General features: G+C 43.3%; 26 protein-coding genes. 18 read left to right on the forward strand and 8 right to left on the reverse strand.

Features of this window, described 5'->3' with window-relative positions; genetic code table 11:
- Positions 1–113 precede the first annotated feature (113 nt).
- The 9 genes from BCM40_RS03015 (at position 114) to BCM40_RS03055 (ending at position 10,117) form a co-directional block, all read left to right on the forward strand.
- Positions 114–1,094 (forward strand): TAXI family TRAP transporter solute-binding subunit, encoded by a 981-nt coding sequence (locus tag BCM40_RS03015; RefSeq protein ID WP_065527219.1) that lies wholly within the window; start codon positions 114–116, stop codon positions 1,092–1,094.
- 28 nt (positions 1,095–1,122) lie between these two features.
- Positions 1,123–1,548, forward strand: a complete 426-nt coding sequence (locus tag BCM40_RS03020) for a DUF1850 domain-containing protein (RefSeq protein ID WP_238323770.1) — start codon at positions 1,123–1,125, stop codon at positions 1,546–1,548.
- Positions 1,545–3,572 carry a TRAP transporter permease gene (locus tag BCM40_RS03025; RefSeq protein ID WP_065527217.1) on the forward strand — a complete coding sequence of 676 codons (2,028 nt, stop codon included), beginning with the start codon at positions 1,545–1,547 and terminating at the stop codon, positions 3,570–3,572. The genes BCM40_RS03020 and BCM40_RS03025 overlap by 4 nt, the downstream gene beginning before the upstream one ends.
- Before the next feature lie 883 nt (positions 3,573–4,455).
- Positions 4,456–6,366, forward strand: a complete 1,911-nt coding sequence (nagE, locus tag BCM40_RS03030; RefSeq protein ID WP_065527216.1) for an N-acetylglucosamine-specific PTS transporter subunit IIBC — start codon at positions 4,456–4,458, stop codon at positions 6,364–6,366.
- A 63-nt stretch (positions 6,367–6,429) separates the two neighbouring features.
- On the forward strand, positions 6,430–7,599 hold the full coding sequence (gene nagA, locus BCM40_RS03035) for an N-acetylglucosamine-6-phosphate deacetylase (protein WP_065527215.1): 1,170 nt from the start codon (positions 6,430–6,432) through the stop codon (positions 7,597–7,599).
- Complete coding sequence (nagB, locus tag BCM40_RS03040; protein WP_065527214.1) at positions 7,596–8,336, forward strand: glucosamine-6-phosphate deaminase; 741 nt, start codon at positions 7,596–7,598, stop codon at positions 8,334–8,336. Before nagA ends, nagB begins: the two co-directional genes overlap by 4 nt.
- A 5-nt stretch (positions 8,337–8,341) precedes the next feature.
- A complete protein-coding gene (locus tag BCM40_RS03045) occupies positions 8,342–9,064 on the forward strand; it encodes a GntR family transcriptional regulator (protein WP_065527213.1) in 723 nt (240 codons plus the stop codon).
- Between the two features lie 19 nt (positions 9,065–9,083).
- Positions 9,084–9,353 (forward strand): phosphocarrier protein HPr, encoded by a 270-nt coding sequence (locus tag BCM40_RS03050; protein ID WP_008432745.1) that lies wholly within the window; start codon positions 9,084–9,086, stop codon positions 9,351–9,353.
- Between the two features lie 29 nt (positions 9,354–9,382).
- Positions 9,383–10,117: an SIS domain-containing protein gene (locus tag BCM40_RS03055; RefSeq protein ID WP_065527212.1), complete on the forward strand. Its 735-nt coding sequence runs from the start codon at positions 9,383–9,385 to the stop codon at positions 10,115–10,117.
- A 3-nt stretch (positions 10,118–10,120) separates the two neighbouring features.
- On the opposite strand, the gene BCM40_RS03060 is transcribed toward BCM40_RS03055, so the two are convergent.
- On the reverse strand, positions 10,121–10,441 hold the full coding sequence (locus BCM40_RS03060; protein ID WP_065527211.1) for a hypothetical protein: 321 nt from the start codon (positions 10,439–10,441) through the stop codon (positions 10,121–10,123).
- 37 nt (positions 10,442–10,478) lie between these two features.
- A complete protein-coding gene (locus BCM40_RS03065; protein ID WP_065527210.1) occupies positions 10,479–11,069 on the reverse strand; it encodes a YdhK family protein in 591 nt (196 codons plus the stop codon).
- Positions 11,070–11,203: 134 nt separating this feature from the next.
- Between BCM40_RS03065 and BCM40_RS03070 the strand changes: the two genes are divergently transcribed.
- The 3 genes from BCM40_RS03070 to BCM40_RS03080 are packed head-to-tail and all read left to right on the forward strand — an operon-like array spanning position 11,204 to position 14,219.
- Positions 11,204–12,142, forward strand: coding sequence for a F510_1955 family glycosylhydrolase (locus BCM40_RS03070; RefSeq protein ID WP_065527209.1), 939 nt, complete (start codon positions 11,204–11,206; stop codon positions 12,140–12,142).
- Between the two features lie 27 nt (positions 12,143–12,169).
- The gene (locus BCM40_RS03075) at positions 12,170–13,558 is read left to right on the forward strand and encodes a sensor histidine kinase (RefSeq protein ID WP_065527208.1); all 1,389 of its coding nucleotides are present in this window, start codon (positions 12,170–12,172) and stop codon (positions 13,556–13,558) included.
- Positions 13,551–14,219, forward strand: coding sequence for a response regulator transcription factor (locus BCM40_RS03080; RefSeq protein WP_197681412.1), 669 nt, complete (start codon positions 13,551–13,553; stop codon positions 14,217–14,219). Before BCM40_RS03075 ends, BCM40_RS03080 begins: the two co-directional genes overlap by 8 nt.
- Positions 14,220–14,253: 34 nt before the next feature.
- On the opposite strand, the gene BCM40_RS03085 is transcribed toward BCM40_RS03080, so the two are convergent.
- The 3 genes from BCM40_RS03085 to BCM40_RS03095 form a co-directional block, all read right to left on the reverse strand.
- The gene (locus tag BCM40_RS03085; protein ID WP_065527206.1) at positions 14,254–15,732 is read right to left on the reverse strand and encodes a phytoene desaturase family protein; all 1,479 of its coding nucleotides are present in this window, start codon (positions 15,730–15,732) and stop codon (positions 14,254–14,256) included.
- A gap of 106 nt (positions 15,733–15,838) precedes the next feature.
- On the reverse strand, positions 15,839–16,165 hold the full coding sequence (locus BCM40_RS03090) for a four-helix bundle copper-binding protein (protein ID WP_065527205.1): 327 nt from the start codon (positions 16,163–16,165) through the stop codon (positions 15,839–15,841).
- An 86-nt stretch (positions 16,166–16,251) separates the two neighbouring features.
- The gene (locus BCM40_RS03095; protein WP_065527204.1) at positions 16,252–16,506 is read right to left on the reverse strand and encodes an SHOCT domain-containing protein; all 255 of its coding nucleotides are present in this window, start codon (positions 16,504–16,506) and stop codon (positions 16,252–16,254) included.
- Between the two features lie 180 nt (positions 16,507–16,686).
- Here BCM40_RS03095 and BCM40_RS03100 point away from each other — a divergent pair, with 180 nt between their 5' ends.
- The 5 genes from BCM40_RS03100 to BCM40_RS03120 all read left to right on the forward strand — a co-directional run bounded on the left by BCM40_RS03100 (position 16,687) and on the right by BCM40_RS03120 (position 20,691).
- Complete coding sequence (locus tag BCM40_RS03100; protein ID WP_065527203.1) at positions 16,687–17,226, forward strand: GNAT family N-acetyltransferase; 540 nt, start codon at positions 16,687–16,689, stop codon at positions 17,224–17,226.
- A gap of 103 nt (positions 17,227–17,329) precedes the next feature.
- Positions 17,330–18,055, forward strand: coding sequence for an ABC transporter ATP-binding protein (locus tag BCM40_RS03105; RefSeq protein ID WP_065527202.1), 726 nt, complete (start codon positions 17,330–17,332; stop codon positions 18,053–18,055).
- Positions 18,052–19,071, forward strand: a complete 1,020-nt coding sequence (locus BCM40_RS03110; RefSeq protein WP_065527201.1) for an ABC transporter permease — start codon at positions 18,052–18,054, stop codon at positions 19,069–19,071. The genes BCM40_RS03105 and BCM40_RS03110 overlap by 4 nt, the downstream gene beginning before the upstream one ends.
- 564 nt (positions 19,072–19,635) lie before the next feature.
- Positions 19,636–19,920, forward strand: a complete 285-nt coding sequence (locus BCM40_RS03115; protein WP_065527200.1) for a DUF5316 domain-containing protein — start codon at positions 19,636–19,638, stop codon at positions 19,918–19,920.
- 18 nt (positions 19,921–19,938) lie between these two features.
- Entirely contained in the window at positions 19,939–20,691 is a 753-nt protein-coding gene (locus BCM40_RS03120; protein WP_065527755.1) for a class I SAM-dependent methyltransferase, read from the forward strand.
- A 32-nt stretch (positions 20,692–20,723) separates the two neighbouring features.
- Here the strand turns inward: BCM40_RS03120 and BCM40_RS03125 are convergent, their stop codons facing one another.
- The 3 genes from BCM40_RS03125 to BCM40_RS03130 form a co-directional block, all read right to left on the reverse strand.
- The gene (locus tag BCM40_RS03125; protein WP_065527199.1) at positions 20,724–21,080 is read right to left on the reverse strand and encodes a DUF1801 domain-containing protein; all 357 of its coding nucleotides are present in this window, start codon (positions 21,078–21,080) and stop codon (positions 20,724–20,726) included.
- A 13-nt stretch (positions 21,081–21,093) separates the two neighbouring features.
- Positions 21,094–21,330: a cupin domain-containing protein gene (locus tag BCM40_RS16240; RefSeq protein WP_238323747.1), complete on the reverse strand. Its 237-nt coding sequence runs from the start codon at positions 21,328–21,330 to the stop codon at positions 21,094–21,096.
- 840 nt (positions 21,331–22,170) lie between these two features.
- Positions 22,171–22,731 (reverse strand): maltose acetyltransferase domain-containing protein, encoded by a 561-nt coding sequence (locus tag BCM40_RS03130; protein WP_065527198.1) that lies wholly within the window; start codon positions 22,729–22,731, stop codon positions 22,171–22,173.
- 115 nt (positions 22,732–22,846) lie between these two features.
- Between BCM40_RS03130 and BCM40_RS03135 the strand changes: the two genes are divergently transcribed.
- Entirely contained in the window at positions 22,847–23,488 is a 642-nt protein-coding gene (locus tag BCM40_RS03135) for an alpha/beta family hydrolase (RefSeq protein WP_065527197.1), read from the forward strand.
- Positions 23,489–23,568: the final 80 nt, after the last annotated feature.

Below are 23,568 nucleotides of genomic sequence, written 5' to 3' on the forward strand. Positions count from 1 at the left end.
AAAAAATTTTTAAAAAAACACTCCAATTAATGGTTTAATCGGAAAAAAACAAATATTCTATCTAATTAATGGTATAATCTCGCTATACTGAAAAAAACTTAGGGGGAAGAAAGATGAAAAAAATGAAAGTAAGTGCATTATCTTTAATGGTCGCTAGCAGTTTAGCATTAGCAGCATGTGGAGAAGACGAGGCAACACCAACTGAAGGCGGCGGAGAAGCTGAAGGATTAGAAGCAAACCTTGTGACAATCGCAACGGGTGGAGCATCAGGTCCATACAACATTATTGGTTCGACGCTAGCAGAAACTTATAGTTCTACATATGATGTCAATTCAAGAACGCAAACAACAGGAGCTTCTGTTGAGAACGTTAACTTGATTAAAGAAGACAAAATTGAAATGGCTTTCACGATGAGTGATGTTGTGAGCCAAGCAGTAGAAGGGACTGAAGGCTTTACGGAGCCAACGGACAAAATTAGCCAAATCGCTGCTTTATATCCGAACTATGTTCAAATTGTAACGACTGCAGATTCAGGAATTGAAACTTTTGAAGACTTACGTGGCAAACGAATTGCTGTAGGCGATCAAAACTCTGGAGTAGAAGTAAATGCACGTACTCTTCTCGAAGGTTACGGCATTACGTATGACGATATCGATGTGGATTATTTAGGTTATGCAGAAGCAGCTGACGGACTACGTGCCGGCCAAATTGATGCTGCCTTCCTGACAAGTGGTTTGCCAAACGCTTCACTTCTAGAACTATCAGAAACACTAGACATCCGCATGGTTTCTATTGCACCAGAAGACGTTGAACGTGTGGCGGCAGATAAATCTTACTTCTTACCACTAGAAATTCCAGCGGGTACTTATGGTAACGATGAAGCTATTCCAACTGCAGCGATTATGAACGCGTTAGTAGTGCACTCGGATATGAGTGAAGACGATGTTTACAAATTAACGAAAACTTTCTTTGAAAATCTAGATACGTTAGAAAATGCTCACCAAGCAGCTTCAGATATTTCATTAGAAGCGGCACAAGAAGGACTTGTCGCACCGTTACATCCAGGAGCACAGCGCTACTACGATGAACAATAAGTTTTGGGTAGGAGGAGCATGTTTGATTGTGCTCCTCTTTCTTCTGCTATGGCGGATACCCGTTGTGCAATTTGATTTTGCAAACGAGCGTTATTACTTATCGGAAACAGAGTTTCAGTTACAGTGGATTCATTCTGTTGAAAAAGAAGAATGGCTAGAATTTTATGAACGCAATGGGGACATGCTTCTTCTAACAGAAACAAAGTTTAAAACCTACGGTGCAGGTGTTCCTTCGGATGGTGAAATCATTTCTTCTGAAGATGGATTTGTTCATATGAAGATCAATCGTCCATATAAGGAAATGAATTTAACTGTATCCCAAAATGCACAAACAACAATAACAACAGCGAAAAAGAACATTCCGTTATACACATACACGGAGGATTATGGGTTCGTGACAATTACGGTTGAATATCTCAATCTATGGGAGTATGTAAGGGGGAACAAACTATGACAAAAGACAACCGGGATTTGGACGTTGAAAGCGTATCAGCCCATGAAGAAGACAAAACCCTCAGCCAAGAAGTGCTGGAAAAGTACGATACAGATGCAAAAGTTCGTAAGCTTAAAAACCGCAAACTGGTTTGGTTGATTGCAGCGATTGCCATCGCTTATTCGGTTTATCATTTATACGTGACGTTCAACCCGCTCCCAGCCTTGCAAGCACGCTCGATTCACGTAGCGGTCGGGATGGGGTTAGTATTCCTTGTGTATCCAACTTTTAAAAAGCAAGATCGTACAAAAATACCATTTTACGATTGGATTTTGTTTATCTTCAGTCTAGGGACAGCCGGGTACTTAATGTATGAATACAACGACATTATGACGACACGCGGTGGAATTCCAAATACATTGGATATCATTTTTGCCATTTTGACAGTAGTGCTAGTTCTGGAAGCGGCAAGACGTGTAACGGGTATTATCTTGCCAATTTTGGCTTTGGTGTTTTTAGCTTATCCATTCATCAGTCATTTTATTTGGATGCCGGATATGTTAATGACACGCCAGTTTGACCTTGGCGATATTTTTGGTCAATTGTATTTGAAAACAGAAGGTCTTTATTCTACTGCCATATCTGCTTCTTTGCAGTTTATTTTCCTGTTTATCTTGTTTGGCGCATTTTTAGCCAAATCCGGAATGGGGCAATTGTTTAACGATTTAGCAATGGCTTTAGCAGGAAGTAAGCAAGGAGGACCTGCTAAAGTAGCAGTGATCTCTAGTGGATTTATGGGAAGTATCAACGGTTCAGCGATTGCAAACGTTGTCGGAACCGGTGCTTTCACCATTCCATTAATGAAAAAAATCGGCTACAATAAAAATTTTGCGGGGGCTGTCGAAGCAAGTGCATCCGTAGGGGGACAAATTTTGCCGCCGATTATGGGTGCGAGTGCGTTTATCATGGCGGAAACGACCGGCATTGCTTACGGTACGATAGCACTCGCTGCTTTATTGCCAGCCGTTTTGTATTTCCTTGGTGTCATTATGCAAGTGCATTTCCGTGCAGGTAAAGAAAACCTGAAAGGCATTCCAAAAGCAGATTTGCCAAGAACCAAAGAAGTTCTAAAAGACAAAGGTCATTTACTATTACCGATTGTCGGCTTGATTTTCATGCTTTATACCGGCATGCCAATTGCTTATGCGGCATTTTATACAATCGTGCTAACGGTTGTCGTGGCAGGACTTAGAAAATCCACACGCATGGGCTTTAAAGATATTCTTGAAGCAATGGAAAATGGTGCACGCCAATCGCTATCGGTTATGATTGCCTGTGCGGTCGTTGGAATTATTATCGGAGTTGTCAGTCTAACTAGTTTTGGTACAGTCATGACTTCAGCAATTACAAGCTTTGGCGCAGGATCTCTATTTTGGACATTGTTCTTGACGATGCTTGCGTCTATTGTGTTGGGAATGGGCTTGCCGTCAATTCCAGCTTACATCATCACTGCGACAATGACGGCGCCAGCGCTTGCTGAATTTGGCATTCCAGTGCTTGTTGCGCATCTTTTTGTATTTTACTTTGGGATTTTTGCCAATATTACACCTCCAGTCGCACTTGCTGCATTTGCTGGGGCGGGGATATCTGGTGGCGATCCGATGAGGACCGGATTGAACGCCTTACGTCTATCAATTGCTGGGTTTATTATTCCGTATTTATTTGTTTACAATCCAGCCATGTTGATGATTGATACGACAGATATTGCGGTCAATGCGACGGAATTTACTTTACCGCCGATATGGGAGATTTTGATGATTACCGTAACCGCTATTATCGGCATTATCGGATTGAGTTCAGCTGCAGAAGGCTATTTCCAGGCAAAACTTAATGTGTTGTTCCGTATCGTACTGGGAGCGGGTGCGTTACTGCTCATTGTTCCAGAAACGTATACCGATATCATTGGGCTAACCGTTGTGCTTGGCATATTCTTGATTAATTTCCTGAAAAGCAAAAAAGACAATCCGGCAACTGCGACATCTTAAGTGAATGGACGGGACAGAAAGTTTCTGCTGTCTTATCCATTTGGTTGCTGCGTAGGTGAGTTTCAAATAGAGTAGATTTGAAGAGGCAATAAATTATTCAAACTGCAGCTACCTCGAACTAGTACGAGGTAGCTGCAGTTTTTTTGTGGGGAAATTTTTCTGGGACTTAGCGGGGGAGGGGATAGGCGTGTTTGACGTGGAATACGCGCCGTGAGGTGGAGAATACGCGCGTTCTGGCGAAAATACGCACGGTTGAGGGATGTGTACGCACGCTCCGGCAGAAATACGCGCGAATTCGAAGAATATGCGCGGTGCGAGGGTGCTTATGCGCGTTCCGGCGAAAATACGCACGGTTGAAGGGTGTTTACGCGCGTTCCGGCAGAAATACGCACGAACTCGAAGAATACGCGCGGTGCGAGGGTGCTTATGCGCGTTCCGGCGAAAATACGCACGGTTGAGGGGTGTTTAAGCGCGCTCCGGCAGAAATACGCGCGAACTCGAAGAATACGCACGGTGCGAGGGTGCTTATGCGCGTTCCGGCGAAAATACGCACGGTTGAGGGGTGTTTACGCACGCTCCGGCAGAAATACGCACGAACTCGAAAAATACGTACGCTCTGCAAATCCCCCGCAAAAAAACCCACCCCCCAATTACACAAAAAAGCACGGCAGAAAAACCTGCCGTGCGCTCAAAACCAATCTTTAAGTTCTATAAATTTGCTCGCTGTACGTGTCGATATGTAAAAAGGCCATACTCACTGGAATTTATCAGCATTCATAAGAAAACGCTTACTTTATTTTAAGAAATTCTTAAATTGGTATAGACAACTATACCGATTGTGTTTATAGTGAAAATTAAGAATATATAAAAGGGGTGGAAATTTATGTTCAGTTTTCTACAAAAAATAGGGAAATCGTTAATGTTCCCGATCGCTACATTGCCAGCCGCAGCGTTATTGCTGCGTTTTGGACAAGACGACATGCTTGGCATTCCGTTTATGTCAGCTGCCGGTGCCGGAATTATCGATAACTTGGCAATCATTTTTGCAATCGGTATTGCCATGGGTCTCGCTCACGATGGTAACGGTGGAGCAGCTTTAGCGGGTGCTGTCGCTTATCTTGTTTTAACGTCAGCCATCGTCACGATTAACGACACGATTAATATGGGTGTTTTTTCCGGTATTATATCCGGTATCGCCGGGGGGCTTTTATACAATAAATTCTACAATGTGAAATTCCCGCAATGGCTCGCGTTCTTCGGGGGGAGGCGATTTGTGCCGATCGTTACCGCAGCGACGATGACGATTTTAGCGGGTGTCCTTGGGTACGCATGGCCGCCAATTCAAGAAGGTCTTGACAGTGCGGGAGAATGGATTTTAAATGCCGGGATGTTCGGCGTCGGTGCTTACGGATTCTTAAACCGGTTGTTGATCCCAACAGGATTGCACCACGTGATCAACACAGTTGTTTGGTTTGATTTTGGAACATTCACGGATGCCTCTGGTGAAGTGGTACGCGGAGAAATTAACCGTTTCCTAAAAGGCGATCCAACAGCAGGACCATTTTTATCTGGATTCTTCCCAATTATGATGTTCGGTTTACCAGCAGCATGTCTCGCGATGTATGCAGCTGCTAAAAAAGAACGTAAAGCAGTTGTTGGAGGAATGCTGTTCAGTATCGGATTCACTTCATTCTTAACTGGGATTACAGAACCAATTGAATTCACGTTCATGTTCTTGTCTCCTCTATTATATGTCATTCATGCTCTACTCACGGGTGTGTCAATGATGGTTTCGTATGCATTAGATATTCATCACGGTTTCGGTTTCTCGGCAGGAGCGATTGACTATGTGCTCAATTATGGTCTCGCAACAAATCCGTTATTGCTACTTGTCGTTGGACTGGGTATAGGAATCATTTACTTTGTGATTTTCTACTTCTTGATTATCAAACTCGACTTGAAAACACCAGGTCGTGAAGAAGAAGACGAAGAAGGTGCAGAAAATGCAGGGTCTGACAACAAAGCAGTTGACGTTCGCGCATACCACACAATTGAAGGACTTGGCGGCGTTGATAATGTCGTGGCAGTCGATTATTGCACGACGCGTCTACGTATGACCGTTAAAGATTCAGACCGTGTAAACGAAAAAGAATTAAAACGTCACGGTGCCATGGGCGTTATGAAAATAAATAAAACAAACGTTCAAGTGGTAATCGGAACGGCCGTAGAATTTTTAGCTGATGCGATGAAGCCGCGCCTAGCGAATGGCAATCCTGCACCTAGCGATTTATCAGTCGTAGAAAAAGAAAAAACAAACGAAGCAGCGGCAGTACAAGCGATTGCTGCAAAAGATTTTGAAATGCCGATTCAAGGGGACATCATTCCATTGTCTGAAGTGCCGGATGAAGTATTCGCAAAAGGAATGATGGGGCAAGGGTTTGCGATTGTGCCGACTGGCAACATTCTTTATTCACCAGTAGACGGTCGTGTTGTTAGTGTGTTCCCAACAAAACACGCTATTGGTATCAAAACAGATACAGGAGTCGACTTGTTAATCCATGTTGGGTTGGACACGGTCAAATTAAAAGGACAAGGTTTTGAAGCCTTAGTAGAACAAGACACGTTGGTGCAACGTGGAGATGCTTTGTTGAAACTGGATTTGGAATTCTTAAAAGCAAATGCACCTTCGATTGCGACACCGGTCATTTTTACAAACTTAACGGAACAAAAAGTGACGATGATAAAAGACGGCTTCCAAGAACAAGGAACAGCTTCCATTTTGAAAGTCGACTAACTAAAGCTGAAAACCAGGGACATCCATCGAGATTTTCCTGGTTTTTCGCAAGGAGTGGTCCAAATGAAGAAAAGTTTATTGATTTCAGGCATCACCATTGCGGATGCTAACGAAGAAAGCTTTGTAGGAGATATCTTAATAGAAGACGGACAAATCACACGCGTTGCTGAAAAGCTTGAGGTACAAGCAGATAGCTATGTCGATGCAACCGGTAAAAAGTGGACGGCGTTGCCAGGGTTTATTGACATCCATATTCACGGAGCTGCTGGACATGATGTGATGGACAGTACACCTGAAGCACTGAACGGCTTAGCCGCTGCGTTGCCAAAAGAAGGCACGACAAGTTTTTTAGCGACGACGATGACGCAAACAGATGAAGAAATCTCTGCAGCGCTGCAAAACATTCAAGTGTTTAACGCACAAGAAGGTCAGGCAGAAATGCTAGGTGTTCACTTGGAAGGTCCGTTTATTTCCGACAAACGCGCAGGCGCACAACCGATTGAACATATTATCACGCCGTCTTTGCCACTATTTAATAAATGGCAAAAGCTGAGCGGCGGTCAAATTCGTATCGTGACCATGGCTCCTGAAACTGCAACGGACGCAACGTTTATTCAAAGTTTAGCAGATGAGGGAGTAACGGTATCGATCGGACATTCAGATGCTACATTTGAAGAAGTGCAACAGGCTGTGCATAGCGGAGCAAAACATGTAACGCATCTTTACAACCAAATGAGTCCGCTTCACCACCGCAATCCTGGCGTAGTAGGCGCGGCATTGGTAGAAGACGCTTTGTCAGTAGAAGTGATTGCAGATTTTATTCACAGTCATCCGTCTGCTGTTGAACTGGCTTTCCGTCAAAAAGGGGCAAAGCGCTTAATCCTAATTACGGATGCGATGCGTGCGAAAGGGTTGTCTGCAGGCGTTTACGATTTGGGCGGTCAAGATGTGCAAGTGACCGAAAAAGATGCGCGACTTGCTGATGGCACATTGGCGGGCAGTATTTTAACGATGGAAAAAGCGGTTCAAAATGTTCAGTCGATTACGCGTTGCGGTTTGAATGAGCTAGTGGCGATGTCTTCTGCTAACGCAGCGGCGGCACTCGGGCTTTCAAACAAAGGCAAGCTTCAAGCTGGGATGGATGCAGATATAGCGATTGTCGATGACAGCTTTACTGTTCAACTGACGATTTGCAGAGGTGCGATTGCTTATACGAAGGAGAATCGAGTATGAAACTAATATGTGTCGAAAACTACGAAGAGATGAGCAGCAAGGCGGCAGAGTTAGTGGAACAACAAATTTTAGAAAATGATCATTCGGTGCTCGGACTTGCGACTGGTTCGACGCCGCTTGGCCTTTATGAAAACCTTATTCGCGGTTTTAAAGAACGCGGGATTTCTTATCAAAACGTTCATACTGTAAACTTGGACGAATACAGAGGGTTAGCAGGAACTCATCCAAACAGCTACCGCTATTTTATGAATAAGAAACTGTTTGGTCATATTGATATAAAGTTAGAAAATACGCATATTCCAAATGGCAAAGCAAAGTCAGTTGAAGCAGAATGCGCACGTTACGAAGCATTGATTCATGAAATTGGGCCCCCCGATTTGCAAATTCTCGGCATGGGAATGAACGGACATATCGGCTTTAATGAACCCGGCACACCGGAGAAAAGTGTGACACATTGTGTATCGCTTGATCCCTCCACACGAAACAGCAATGCCCGTTTTTTCAGTGACCGCGATGAAGTGCCGACCCATGCAATTACGATGGGGATTGAATCGATTTTAAAAAGCAAACAAATTCTCGTTTTGGTTTCTGGGAAAAACAAAGCGCAAGCAGTCAAGCGGTTGTTGGCCGGACGGATTAGTGAACAGTTTCCAGCGTCGTTTTTATGGAAACACAATCATGTTACACTAATTGTGGATAAGGAAGCATATAGCTTGGTAGCGGCAAACGAGGAGTGATCACAGTGCTGGACAAACAATCGCCAATTCCGATTTACATTCAAATAGAAGAACAGCTAAAACAGCAAATTCAGCAAGGAGATTTTTTAGTAGGGACGGCGATTCCATCTGAGCGGGAGTTGACCGAGTATTTTGGCGTCAGCCGGATGACGGTGCGCCAATCGGTTACGAATTTGGTCAATGAAGGTTTGCTATATCGAGAAAAAGGTCGGGGCACATTTGTTGCGTCTCCAAAAGTGGAACAGCCGTTAAACGGTTTGACGAGTTTCACAGAAGACATGTTAGCCCGCGGCATGGCGCCAAGCAATAAAATCATCGGCTTTGAAATAGTAAAACCTGACGCTGACGTTGTAACGGCTTTGCAATTAGTTGACGGAGAAAAAGTTTACTTTATCGAACGGATTCGCTTTGCCGATGACAAGACCATGGCCATCGAACGGACCTATTTGCCAGTCGCGCGTTTCCCAGGCTTACACCGGGATTTGCTACAAGGATCGCTGTATGCGATGATAGAAAACAATCAGCAGCTGAAAATCAGTCATGCCACCCAGCGGATGGAAGCTGGACTGGTGAAAAAAGAAGATGCCGAACTGTTGCAAATTGATGTGCCAGCCGCTATCTTAATGATTGAACGCATCAGCTATTTAGATGGCGATGTGCCATTTGAATTGGTACGCAGTACGTACCGAGCAGATCGCTACAAATTCACCACCGAAATTAAACGGTAATCAAAAAGGAGAAATGGACATGATTGAAAAAAGTTATACAATTACAAGCGACGAAGGACTTCACGCACGTCCGGCATCAAAATTAGTGGGCGCAGTATCACCGTTTGCGGCTGAAGTAAAAATGCTTTATAAAGAAAAAGAAGTAAACTTAAAATCAATTATGGGCGTTATGTCACTTGGCGTTTCAAAAGGCAACACAGTTAAAATTACAGCTGACGGCAGCGATGAAGAATCACTGATGGCGAAAGTAGACGAACTCATTATCGCTGAAGGCCTTGGAGAAGCATAAGAACCTGTCTGATGTGGAGTTGAGTCACGATGATAAAAAGCTACTTCCAGCAAGCACATGAACGTCTAGAGCTTGTCGAAAAAAATGAAACCGAAGCGATGCTGTCCGCTGCTAAAAAAGTAGCGACTGCTATCCAATCGGGTGGCATCATCCAATTATTTGGTTGTGGGCACTCGCATATTTTAACGGAAGAAGTATTTTACCGTGCCGGTGGATTGGTTCCGATTAAGCCGATTTTCGTGGAACCGTTAATGTTACACGAAGGAGCTGTCCAGTCATCTCAGCTCGAGCGTCAAAATGACTATGCAGCAAGTTTCTTGAAAGACCAGGATTTTCAAAAAGACGACGTCGTGTTTGTCATTTCAACATCTGGCCGAAACCCGGTGCCGGTAGACGTAGCTTTAGCGGCGCGTGAAAAAGGCGCATATGTGATTGGCATTACCTCGCTTTCGTATTCTGGCAGTCAAACTTCGCGACACAGTAGTGGTAACCATCTTTTCAATTCAGTAGATTTGGTAATCGACAATCATTCGGTTGCTGGTGACGCAGTTTTATCATATGAAGGTGTAGACGTTCCATTTGGTCCCACTTCTACAGTTGTTGGCGCCACAATTTTAAACGCCATTTTTGCACAAGCGATTCGGGAAATGGCTGATGCGGGATTTGCGCCACCGGTATTTTTGAGCGGCAATATTGATGGCTCAGACGAACACAATCAAAACTTGATCGACACGTACAGTGAGCGAATTTCGTTGCTGTCGTAAGGGTTAGGATTTAGCGCACGGCAGGTTTTTCTGCCGTGCTTTTTTGTGTAATTGGGGTGTTGGGTTTTGCGGGATTTTTTTGGGACGCGCGTATTTTTGCCGGAGCGCGCGTAAGTTTCGCGGACCGTGCGTATTTTTGCAGGAGCGCGCATAAGTTTCGCGGCGCGTGCGTAAGCTCACCGCGCGTGCATATTTCGCCGGGAGCGCGCATAAGTTTCGCAGACCGTGCGTATTTTCCCGGGAGCGCGCATAAGTTTCGCGGACCGCGCGTATTTTCCCAGAACCGCGCATAACCCTTAACGCATCGTGCATATCATCCCCCATAAAAACCCCCCTGCAACAATGCAGGGGGGTTCATCATTTATTCAGCAGATAACTCACTCTCAGTTACCCATTTATGATTCTTTATCTCTTCACCGTTCTCAGTATCCGTATAGTCGACCATATAAACCGTTGTTTCTTCAGCAGTATCGATCGTTGCAGTAGCACCATCCATGCCTTCCATGTGATCTACAGCAATTACTGCTTCGTCTCCAGCTGAAAGTGGCATGTCGCCAGCATCTTCTAACTCTTCGTGGATGACCCACTTGTGATTTTCGACGGGTTCGCCGCCTGTAGTTGGTGTATAACTCAATGCGTACACGGTTGTATCAAAGGCGCCAACAATCGTGGCCTCAGCACCGTCCATTCCTGGCATATGCTCAGCGGTAATCTTTGCTTGGCTACCAATTTCAAATGTTGGATTATCTGATACTGCCAGCCCCTCAGGAACTTCATCAGAGCCGGAATGATCCATATCGCCGTGTCCCGCATCTTCATCCGCTTCTTCATTCATTTCTACGTGCGTATCAGGGTCTGCTGGGTTCATATCTTCTTCTGTATCACCGCAAGCAGCTAATGTAAGTGCTGTTAAAGTCGACATTGTTAGTAGCAATAGTTTCTTGTGAATCATCTATATCCCTCTTCCATTCTTGTAGTAAATGTACTGTACCCGCTAATTGTGCATTTGCTGTGCAGAATCTGCACCAAAACTCAAAACTTTTCCTGTACAATGAAACCTAACTAACGAATCGGAGGATGAAAATAATGAAAGCAAAATGGATGTTAACCCCTTTAATGACAGGATTGCTGCTAGTCGGATGCTCACCAAGCGAAGAGTCAGATACATCAACTACTGAAACGAATGAAAGTTCGGAAGAAGTGGAAGTGGCATTTGATGGTCAATTAGACCATGTTCACGGCATGGGCTATATCGAAAATGAAGAAGGCTTGTACTTTGCCTCGCATCACGGCTTGCGAATTTACCGCGACGGCCAATGGTTGGAAGCAACTGAACACGCGAATGATTATATGGGGTTTAACGCAGTAGCCGAGGGCTTTTATACATCAGGTCATCCAGGGCCAGATTCAATGATGCAAAATCCGATTGGAATTCAAAGAAGTATAGACGGTGGTCGTTCGCTCGATCACATGGGCTTTGAGGGCGAAACGGATTTTCACCATATGGCGGTTGGTTACCGCAGTCATCATCTGTTCGTGATGAATCCTCAAGAAAATTCGGAGCTAAGCGCAGGATATTTCCGTAGTGAAAACGATGGAGAAGAATGGCAGCAAGTCAGTGGATCTGGACTAGCAGGCGAAGTGTCAGCTTTTGCCATGCACCCGAGTGATTCGCAACTAATTGCTGCAGCTTCAACAGAAGGCGTATTTTTATCAGAAGATGGAGGAGATAATTTTTCGCCATTAACAGGGAATGTGGTTTTCGGTACAGCTGTGTTTTTTAACGAAGAGTCGCTGTATTATGCAACGTACGACGCACAAGCAGAACTGATCAACTACACGTTAGAAACAGCCAATAAGCAGTCAATCGAGTTACCTGATTTACCGGAAGATGGAGTTATATTCATCGCTCAAAATCCACTCCAAGAAGAACAGCTCGCCATATACACAGCAGCGGGTCACGCTTTTGTTTTTGAGGATGATAGCTGGAACCAAATTTTAAACGCTGGACAAGTAGAGAAATAAAAAAGCTAGAAAACAGCGGAGGTCCTTATGTTTAATAAACTTTCTTTGAAAATCGGTATGTTGTTTTTTGTCTTTATCTTAATTATTCAAGCGTTCTTGTTTGCGACGTTGTATGTGACACTGGTCAATGAACGAGTCGACAGAGTATTGGATAGTTTGTTGGCAAGAGGTGAAACGCATAGCGAAGTGTTGGCTGATAGTTTTGAGGAAGTTACGTTGAAACACGTAGGCATGATGGAAGCGGCCACTAACTTTATCGTCGTGATTACAGATGCGACAGGAGAGATTTTGGTGAATTCAGATGCGCTAGAGCCGGAAATGCTGGAGGTTCTTGAACATACAGACTTTAAAAAGGCACCTACCAAAGGTGAAATTATCGAAGAAGATTGGAAAGTAAAACGTTATATTGCAACCGATAGTCCAATTACGATTGATGGACAACATGCAGGACATGTCTTTATGTTTGCGCCAACCGGTAATATTGATCGCATTGTTGCCCATTTAAAAAATCAATTTTTGTTAGTAGCGCTGGTCGCCTTAGTATTAACAATTATTACGATTTTATTGTTGTCACGTTTTATTACTTTGCCGCTAATTCGCATGAAAGAAGCGACAGAGCAGTTAAGCCAAGGCAACAATCAAGTCGATTTATCAAATGAACGAAATGATGAGCTTGGTGAACTCGCCAATGCAATTACGAAGTTATCGACAGATCTCGATCGGCTGAAAAAGGCGCGCAATGAATTTTTAGCGAGCATTTCACATGAATTGCGAACACCGTTAACCTATATTAAAGGTTACGCCGATATTTTGGGGCGCGGAGATACGACAGAGGGAGAGCGCGAAGAATACTTGAACATTATTCGGGAAGAAACGGCTCACTTAACGTTGTTAATTAAAAATTTATTTGATTTGGCGGAATTGGATCGCAATCAATTCACGATTGAACAAAGAGACGTCTCAATTTCGGAATTATTAAACTCAGTTGCAGTTTTAGTGAAACCAGCATTTGCAGATAAGCAACTTACTTTGTCTGTTCAATGCAGTGAAAATTTTCAGGTGTTTATCGATTCAAAACGTATTCAACAAGTATTGCTCAATATTTTAGATAATGCCCGGAAACACTCGGTTGCAGGCGGAAGCGTAGTGATTATGTGCGCAGAAGAAGAAGGTGAAATTGTCATTCGGATTCGTGACGAAGGGCAAGGAATACCTGAAGGCGAACTGCCATTTGTTTTTGACCGACTTTACCGAGTCGAAAAATCGAGGTCACGAGAACGAGGCGGTTCAGGGCTAGGGCTGGCAATTGCTAAAGAAATTGTAGAATCACATGGTGGACAGATCAACATCGACAGCCAAGCTGGCAAAGGAACGACGGTGACGATTCGTTTGAAAAGAGGTGGAGACCATTCCTAAAGTATTGTTGGTAGATGACGAAAAACGAATGCTTGATTTAGTTGCCCTTTATTTGCGGCCACATCACTACGTTTGCACAAAAGCAGCTAATGGCCATCAAGCTTTGGAATTAGTGAAAAAAGAATCTTTTGATTTGGTGTTACTAGATATTATGATGCCTGATATGGATGGCTGGGAAGTGTGCCGAGACATCCGCAAATTTTCGGATATCCCAATCATTATGTTGACAGCTCGCGAACAACAAGAAGACGTGGTCAAAGGGTTACGTCTCGGAGCAGACGATTACATGACTAAGCCTTTCGGCGAAGAAGAATTGCTTGCACGCATGGAAGCTTTGCTGCGCCGAAGCGCACCTACAAGACGAATCGAGTTTAAAGGGCTGCTTTGGGACGAAGAAGGTTTCGAATTAAGTTATGAACAAAAATCAATTCGCCTCACCCCGAAAGAATTTTCTATGCTCGGCTTGTTGATGAAAAATCCAAATAAAGTATTTGAACGCGATCGGCTATTAGAATTAATTTGGGGCTTTGACTCGGAAACAGAAGGACGAACCGTCGATTCGCATGTCCGCAATATTCGAGAAAAAGTTCGTCAAGCAGGTTTTCCCGTTGACGAGCATTTCTTAACGGTATGGGGAATCGGTTATAAATGGGTTCATTAAAAAACCACTGCAGAAAAATCTGCAGTGGTTTTTTCTAAACTAATCGTTTGCCAGAAACCGAGCGTGCCGCATGAATACCGCTTGCAGCAGCGCCAATAGTGCCGCCTCCTGGGAAGATATGATCGCCACAAACATATAAATTAGATAAACCAGAATGATGCGAAATCGAATAGAACAAAGCTGCATCTAAAGTTTGAGGAAATCCCCCGACAAAACCGTTAACACGACCCGCAAAACGTTCCCAAGCTTTAGGGGCGCCACTCTCCATATGAACAATTGCCTCACGAAACCCAGGGATTACATGTTGAATCGCTTGCAGCATACGCTCGGTTAAGACTTCGCGTGTTTTTTCATATTTAGCTGGGCTATCCCATTCTGCAACACGTGAATGGGTGGAAATCGTCACCGTTTGAAAGCCTTCAGGCGCACGTAACTCGTCGCCTAGTAGAGAAGAGGACATAAAGAAATGACCGCCTTCAGCAAGTCCATCACCGGTTGAAATTTGTCTGAATGCCGGTAAAGGTTCGTCGAGTTTGGTCGAATCAATGGCTAGATAAAGCGTTAACGTTGCCCATGTCTCTCCGGCAATGCCGTCGCGTAAAGGCACTTTCAGTTTGGTGACAAGTTCCGGGGCTAGTATTTTCGGCAATTGCTGAATGGGGACGTTTAAAATAATATCGGTTGCGCTATAGGTGTTGCCGCGATGATCGGTCGCCATCCAGCCATCGTCTTGTTGTTCTAATTTTTCAATCGTTCGTCGTTTTTTCAACAAGCCACCATTTTCTATTAAACTGTCACCCATCAGTTCAGCAAAACGATACAAGCCGCCGGGTACATAATAGGCTCCCTCGTGGTAAATATCTAGCGCGACTGCAGCCAATAAATAAGCGACATCGTCACTCCCTGTTTGCATACTATCTATTAACAATCCATCAAGCATATGCCGGAATTCATGCAATTCACTTAGCCCATGTTTTTTTAAACGTTGACTTAAAGTTTGATTGAGAAAAGGAAGCAGTTTCATGTGTTGGGGACGCACTGATTTAACCAAATAAGCCCACTCGTTTGCATTTACAGGAGGTAAGGCAGGTAGAGGGTCCATCAAGGTACGGACAGTTGTGGCTACTGCAAAAATTTCTTTATAGAAAGCACGAATGTTTTCGCTGTAAGATGGAAAGTGAGAGACAATGCCATCAACGTGTTGCGTACGGTCTTTATGAAAGACGAAAGTCGCATCCGGGTGAACCATTTCCATTACACGCTCGAGCGGTTCGATGGGCATTGGTTTACCGAGGTTGCGAAAAACACGCTCATGAATACCACCTGGTTCAAGTCCCATCCCGAGCGTTGCCCCAACGGGAAATAAATACTTGTGGCGCTTAAATTTACTAGCACAGCCACCTAGTTCTGAAGACGCTTCGAGCAAGGTCACGGCCCATCCGTCTTTTGCGAGCAGCGAACCCGCTGTTAAACCGCCAATCCCTGCGCCGATAACCAATACGTGTCGAGTCATCCGAATCCACTCCTTTGAGTTTATTATGGCGAAAAGCGAGCATTCCTGCCAATACAAAAGCCCGGTCGCAGGAAATTTCCTGCGACCGGGCTTTTACTGAAAAGAATTACGCTACGTTACGGCAAGCGTCTGCACATTTTGCACAAGCGTCTGCACATTTTTGGCAATGATCGTGTTCGTGTTTTGAACATTCTTCTGCACAGGCTTCACAAATCGCTGCACAAGCTTTTGCTAGCTCTGCTACGAACGGTGAATTGCGTGTAATGGCGTGCTCCAGATAAGCGCAAATGTCCGCACACTCTCGGTCTAGACGAATGCATTGCGCCATCATTTTGACGTCATCTTCTTGTAAGCACGCGTCAAAACAGTGGTTGCACGCTGCTGCGCAATCGTGCAAGGTTTTAATCAGTTCTGCATGTTGTTCAGTTGCCATCAATAAAACCTCCAATTTCAGATTTTGTTGCTTCTCTTTTTAAGTTCCCTTTCATTTGGAAATTAAACTGAATAAAGAAGCTGAAATTAGTTTTTTGACGACTCTTTTAACAAACGCAATTGCTCATCGTATTGTTCTTTCGTAATTTCACCTGCTACATATCGTTGGCGTAATGCTTCAATTGCTTGATCGGATTCACGTGGTTCCGTACTCGCTGCTTTTTTGCGGGCTTTGATCAACGTAAACCATAACGCGCCCCCAATTAACGTCAACACGATAATAAAGCCAACAGCAATTGTGACACCAAGCGCCTGGTTCCCAGGTGTGAAAAACTCGCTCATTGTTTTCAACTCACTTTCTTTAGTGAAATTTTTATAAAAATGACTATCTCCATACCTTACGGTTAGTGTAGTTCACCCTTTAGATAAATGCAATGAACCGAAATAATTGGTGGCAAATATAGTAATTAGTAGGTAAAAGTTATGCTACGATAGATGCATACAATAAAAGGGGTGATTTCCATGTTCATACATAAAATTGATGAAGACTTATCGCTGAAAGTTTTAGAAGTGCGTGATGCAGATCGGATTTTTGAATTGACTGAAGGATCGAGAACATATTTAAGAGAATGGTTGCCTTGGCTCGATTTCACAACAAAAGTAGAAGACACGAGAGATTTTATTAAATCCGGCAGCAGTAATTTTGTTGAAGGCAAATCTCTAGGCGCTGCTATTTTATACAAAGGAGAGATTGTGGGAGTTGGAGGCTTTAATAGTATCAATGCAGCCAACAAAACTGCCTATATTGGCTATTGGCTCGGACAGGAATATCAAGGAAAAGGCATCATGACGCGTGTGTCAAAAGCTTTAACGGATTATGCACTGACTGAACTCAAGTTAAACAAAGTTGAGATTCGTGCAGCCGCAGAAAATCACAAAAGCCGCAGCATCCCTGAGCGTCTAGGGTATAAAGAAGAAGGCACCATTCGCCAAGCGGAATGGCTATACAACCATTACGTCGATCACGTAGTTTATGGCATGCTGGCTGAAGAGTGGAAATAAGAAAAAATTCGAACAAAGCAGCAAACTTGCTGCTTTGTTTTTTTTAGAATGAGCGTACAATACAAAGTAACACGAAGATTTTATTCGACTGGAGGGAATGCCCATGAAGAATAGCATCTCCATCAATAACCTTAGTAAAGCGTATGGCAAAGCGGGCGTACTGAAAGAAGTAGACTTGCAAATTGCAGCAGGTGAAATTTTCGGCTTGATCGGACCATCGGGGTCAGGAAAAACAACCTTAGTTAAAATGATTGTCGGAATTGAATCTGCGACGAATGGGACAGTAGAAGTGTTGGGCAAACAAGTCCCTAATTTAAAGTTGCTCGAAAACATTGGTTACATGGCTCAAGAAGATGCCTTATACCCTGAATTGACAGGCAAAGAAAATTTAAGCTTTTTCGCATCATTATACAAAATGAAGAAGGCGGACTTGAAAGACCGAATTGCTTATGCTGCAGATCTGGTCGAGTTAACCGACGAGTTAGGAAAAAAAGTTGTGGCCTATTCAGGTGGTATGAAACGGCGCTTGTCTTTAGCGATTGCGCTTGTTCACGATCCGCAAATTCTAATTCTTGATGAGCCAACTGTCGGCATCGACCCAGAACTTCGTATATCCATCTGGCGGGAATTGATGACATTAAAAAAAGAGCAAGGAAAGACGATTATTGTAACCACTCACGTAATGGACGAGGCAGAAAAATGTGACCGCATTGCCATGGTGCGTGAAGGTGGAATTTTAGCAGCTGGAACACCGGCTGAACTGAAAACGACATATGGTGCAGCTGATTTAGAAGAAGTCTTTTTGCAAGCAGGGAGGGATGCACGATGAGAACGCTAGCCCTAATTCGACGCATCATGCTGCAATTACTTCGCGACAAACGGACAATGGCTTTGCTGTTTTTTGCTCCACTAATTGTGCTGACTTTAATGTATTTTTTCTTTAATGGCGAATCAGAAGACCCGAGACTCGCAGTGGTCGGAGGCAGTGAACCGCTCCTTACGGCGATGGAAAACGCATCGATTGATGTGATTTCTTACGAGGAAGCTGACAATCAAACCATCATTTCAGATAATCTCGCAGGATTATTGGAAATAAAAGACGGCAGTTTCCAAGTAGTTTTGGAAAACAATGACCCAAGCACATCCCGTGGATTGCTCATGAAAATTACGCAAATCGCAGCAATGCAAGGGGGAGGAAATGCGCCGAGTATAGAAACCGAATACATTTTTGGGGATGAAGATACCGCATTTTTTGATGTACTCGGACCAATACTAGTCGGCTTTTTCGTGTTCTTTTTTGTATTTCTTATTTCAGGCATCGGCTTGTTAAAAGAACGCGTATCGGGAACGTTGGAACGCTTATTAGCAACACCAATCCGTCGTTGGGAAATTGTTGCGGCTTATTTAACAGGCTTCGGCATTTTTGCGATTATCCAAACCATTATCGTCGTATTTTACTCGATCCAAGTATTGGATATGATTATGATCGGTCAAGTATGGCACGTTATACTTGTCAATTTAATGCTGGCATTAGTAGCGCTGTCGCTTGGAATTTTGTTATCCACATTCGCATCGTCTGAATTTCAAATGGTTCAATTTATCCCGATTGTCGTTATTCCACAAATCTTTTTTGCCGGTATTATCCCACTCGAAGGCATGGCCGACTGGCTGCAAAACCTCAGCCGCATCATGCCGCTATATTACGCAGCCGATGCCTTAAAAGCGATTATGTACCGAGGAGAAGGATTAGCCGATATTTCAAGCAACCTACTAGCACTCGCTGCTTTTGCGATAGTGTTTATCTTTATGAACATCTTCGCTTTAAAACGCTACCGAAAATTATAAAAGTATTTCAGCTGTCTACTTTTGTGGACAGCTTTTTTATAGGTGAATGGAGTAACGCAGTTCGCCTAAGCGAACTGCTAGGCATTATAAGGGTTTGGGTTTTGGGTAAGGGGTTTTGGGTAAGGGGTTGTGGAGTTTGAGGTGCGTGTAAAGAGCGGAAAAGTTCATGTAAAGAGATCAAAAGTTCATGTAAGAGCCGCAAAAGTTAGTGTATAAATCGTGATGTGTGTAAAGAGTGGAAAAGTTCATGTAAAGAGATCAAAAGTTCGTGTAAGAGCGCAAAAAATTCATGTAAGAGCCGCAAAAGTTAGTGTATAAATCGCGATGTGTGTAAAGAGTGGAAAAGTTCATATAAAGAGATCAAAAGTTCATGTAAGAGCGCGAAAAATTCATGTAAGAGCCGAAAAAGTTGCTGTATAAATCACAACCCACCCAAAGGTTCGAAACCACACATAATAAGAAAACAAATTTCCAACTCTCCGACTACCTCAATCGGGTGACATTTGATAAAATTAACGAGCAGGCGAATTTTAGCCACATACAGTATCCAAAGGAGAGAACATAATGAAATACTTTTTAGCTGGAACAGCGATTGCTTTAATTGGCGTGCTGATTGCGTATTTGCTAAATGATTGGTCATTCATTTACATGATTAGCGGCATTGTTGCTGGCGTTGCATTGATATGGGGCGTTTTGGCATTGGGCACTGGTAAAAACAAGTCAACAAGAACAACAAGTTCAGAAAAACGTCGCGAAAAGCAGCAGCGCGTGACAAAAATGAAAAACGCAGTGATGGTGGCTGTGCCGAATATAATTGCCGTAATCGTCAACTTAGCGATGATTTCGTAAAAAGGATGGGGTGAGGTGTTGTTAGGGTATTACAGCAAGTTGTCGTCAGAAGTGTACGATCTCGACAAGCCGATTGGCAGTTCGTTCGGGGATATTGAATATTACTTGGAACGACTCGGTTCGTGTAAAGGCCGCATTTTAGAACCAGCTACGGGAACTGGGCGCATGCTTGTACCGTTGCTTGAAAAAGGGTTCGAAGTAGATGGATTTGATGTATCCGAAGAAATGCTGACAGTATGTCGAGCCAATTGTGAAAAACATGGCTTCCATCCGAATTTATTTCGTGCAAAAATGGAGTCGTTTTCGGTTGACCAAAAATATGCAGCCGTTGTGATTCCAACTGGAACATTCCTATTGCTCGATGAACGAAAAAAATCGCTAAAAGCGCTTCAAAACTTCTACAATCACTTAGAAGCAGGCGGACGATTAATTGTCGACTTGGACGTGCCAGCAGGCGTCGAACTGGAGAAAACGTCGACTCGAACGTGGCAAGCGCTCAATGGCGATACACTAACCGTCGAAAGCAAGAAAATCAAAGTGGATTGGATTCAACAAACTTTTGTTTCACAGGGGCGTTACGAGCGCTGGCGCGAAGGGAAGTTGATGGAAACCGAACTCGAACGCTATCCAATGCGCTGGTACGGCGTTGAAGAATTCCGGACCCTTTTAGAAAACATTGGTTTTAAAGAGATTTCGATTTCATCGGGCTATCAGTTTGGCCACTACCCACCAAACGCAAATGCCATCATCACATACGAAGCGACAAAATAAGAAAACCGAGGTGCACTTGCACCTCGGTTTTCTTATTTTCGGTTTAATTCTACTGCATCCCAAATTAATAGTTTCAGTTCATCGCTTTGAATTTCATCGGTCCGGTTCAAGCGGACGTGCCGCATTTTTTTGCCATCGCCTTCGAGCAGATTGGATTCATCACGGAGTTCCGCGCCGCGGTAAAAGCCGAAATTGACATGACCTTTTGCCGTTTGCATATAACACACGAGGCCTTCTTTAGCATAACTCGGCTTTGACCATTTAAAACCTTCGTCCATCTCTGGGTAAGCTTCGAATACCAATGTGCGGAGTTCAGAAACAATGTCTTGTACCGGATTTTCTAGTCCTTCGATAAATTTATCTACTTGCGGATCTTTGACTGGATGCATAGACGGACTCCCCTTAATTCGTTTTGGATGATACGAGTAAAAATTGTACATCGTGTTCCGTTAAGTTAAACCAATAATGTCGTTTCCGTGCATCAAACAGGATGGATTGTCGCTCGGCAAGTTCGGTGCGTTCGCCGTCCACTTCAACAGTTAACACCCCATCCAATACGAATAAAAACTCATAACCGCTATGGGCAAATGGATTGCCTTCGGATTGATTGGTGAAAAGAGGGGGCGATATTAAAAGCATCTGCTATTTTGCACTGCGATTCTCATGTGGCGCTCGACTTACAACATCCTTTTTTACTAAATGTTCTGTCTCTATCATACCGCACATAAGCTGAAAATAAAATTTAAGAAGTTCGTGTACAGAAGATTACGAACTAAACTGTTGAAAAGGAGTGATTAGAGTAACAACTTAATTTAATACATGAAGAAGAAATTAAGGTAGGCCTCTTTATATGAAGTTTGCCGTCTCTTACACGATGTTTTGAGGCTTATACCTGAACTTTTCGCATCTTTACCGGAATAGCAGGTTATACGTGAACTCTTGGGTTCTTTACATGAATTTTTCGGGTTTATACCTGAACTTTTAAAGTTTATACCTGAAACTTTTCGCATCTTTACCGGAATAGCAGGTTATACATGAACTTTTGGATTCTTTACATGAATTTTTCGGGTTTATACCTGAACTTTTAGCATCTTTACCGGAATAGCAGGTTATACATGAACTTTTGGGTTCTTTACATGAATTTTTCGGGTTTATACACGAACTTTTAAAGCTTATACCTGAACTTTTAGCATCTTTACCGGAATAGCAGGTTATACCTGAACTCTTGGGTTCTTTACCTGAAATTTTCGGATCTTTACCAGAACTTTTGGAGCTTATACCTGAACTTTTAGCATCTTTACCGGGATAGCAATTTATACATGAATTTTCGAACTCTTTACCAGAACTTTTAAAGCCTTTAAAGAAATCAAAATCGCTACACCAACTTTCCAACATATTTTTTACAAAAAATTCGCTTTTTCATAATTTATTTGTATAATGATGGAAAGCAAAAAAGCAACGCGCCGGAGCGCATTGCTTTTATTCCTCAATTTGTTTAATGATTCGTGCGGGGTTGCCACCTACCAATGTATTCGCAGGCACGTCTTGTGTAACGACAGCGCCAGCTGCGATGATTGCATTGTCGCCAATGGTAATGCCTGGATTAATAATGGCCCGGCCGCCGATCCAAACATTGTCACCGATTGTGACAGGTTTACCAAATTCTTTGCCGGAGTTTCGCGCAGCCGCATTTAGCGGATGAGTGGCTGTGTATATATGGACGCCCGGGGCAATCATGCAGTTATCGCCAATTCGAATTTCGCAAACATCGAGAAACACGCAGTCGAAATTGGCATAAAAATTATTGCCGACGTGAATGTTGTATCCGTAATCACACCGAATGGTAGGTTCGACGTGAATCATGTCGCCGGTCGTACCAAGTAATTTTTTAAGTAAATCGGTTCGATCTTGGCCATCCATCTCAGTTGTTTCATTGAACAGTCGGCTAAGTCGGCGAGCATTCATGCGATTTTGGCGCAACGCCGAATCAGTCGGATCGTACATTTCCCCAGCGAGCATTTTGTCTTTTTCCGTTAACATGTGTTAGCCTCCCCGAAAAATTAATGGTAAATCGATTGTATCATAGCTAATTTCAAAAATATTTAGTAAACTTATGGAATATTCTTTATAATAGAGAGAGACAGGAGTGAATTTTATGAAAGCAATAAACAACAAAGTCGTAGGTTACAAGGGGATCGAAGTTCCTTATACCGTGATGCTCACAGAAGACTACACAAAAAAATTGGCTATTTTCTTGCCAGGTGCTGGTTATACAACAAAAAGTCCGCTGTTCCATTTCGCAGAAGAAATTTTCTTGAATGCACATTACGACGTGTTGCGAGTGAACTACCAATACACAGACAAAGCATATGATGAGTTCACAATGACGGAATTGAACGAAGCGATTGTTCATGATGTCCGTTTAGTCATTAGCCAAGTACTCAAAGGAAGAAACTATCAAGACTTTTACTTGGTCGGCAAATCGCTTGGCACGATTGCGATGGGCTCTGAAATGCTGCGCCCAGAATTCAGCGATGCAAAAGCTGTATGGGTAACGCCATTACTAAATCAAGAACAAGTTCTCAACACCATGGTTAACAGCAAAAATGAAGCATTGTGCTTTATTGGCGACAAAGACCGCTACTACTCAGCAGGTGCGTTCGAGCTGTTAAAAGCAAATCCAAATTTAAAATCAACACTATTGCCAGACATTAATCATCGCTTGGATTGCCAAAACGATCCACTAAAATCGATCGATGCTTTAAAACAAATCATTGCTGGCATTAAAGAGTTTTAACAACTAGCTGCCCTTTTGGGTGGCTTTTTTTATGGAGTATTTATAGACACTAGATGATCCAGTAAAACTTCTGCTGCATA

It is taken from the genome of Planococcus donghaensis, assembly GCF_001687665.2.
GTDB lineage: Bacteria > Bacillota > Bacilli > Bacillales_A > Planococcaceae > Planococcus > Planococcus donghaensis.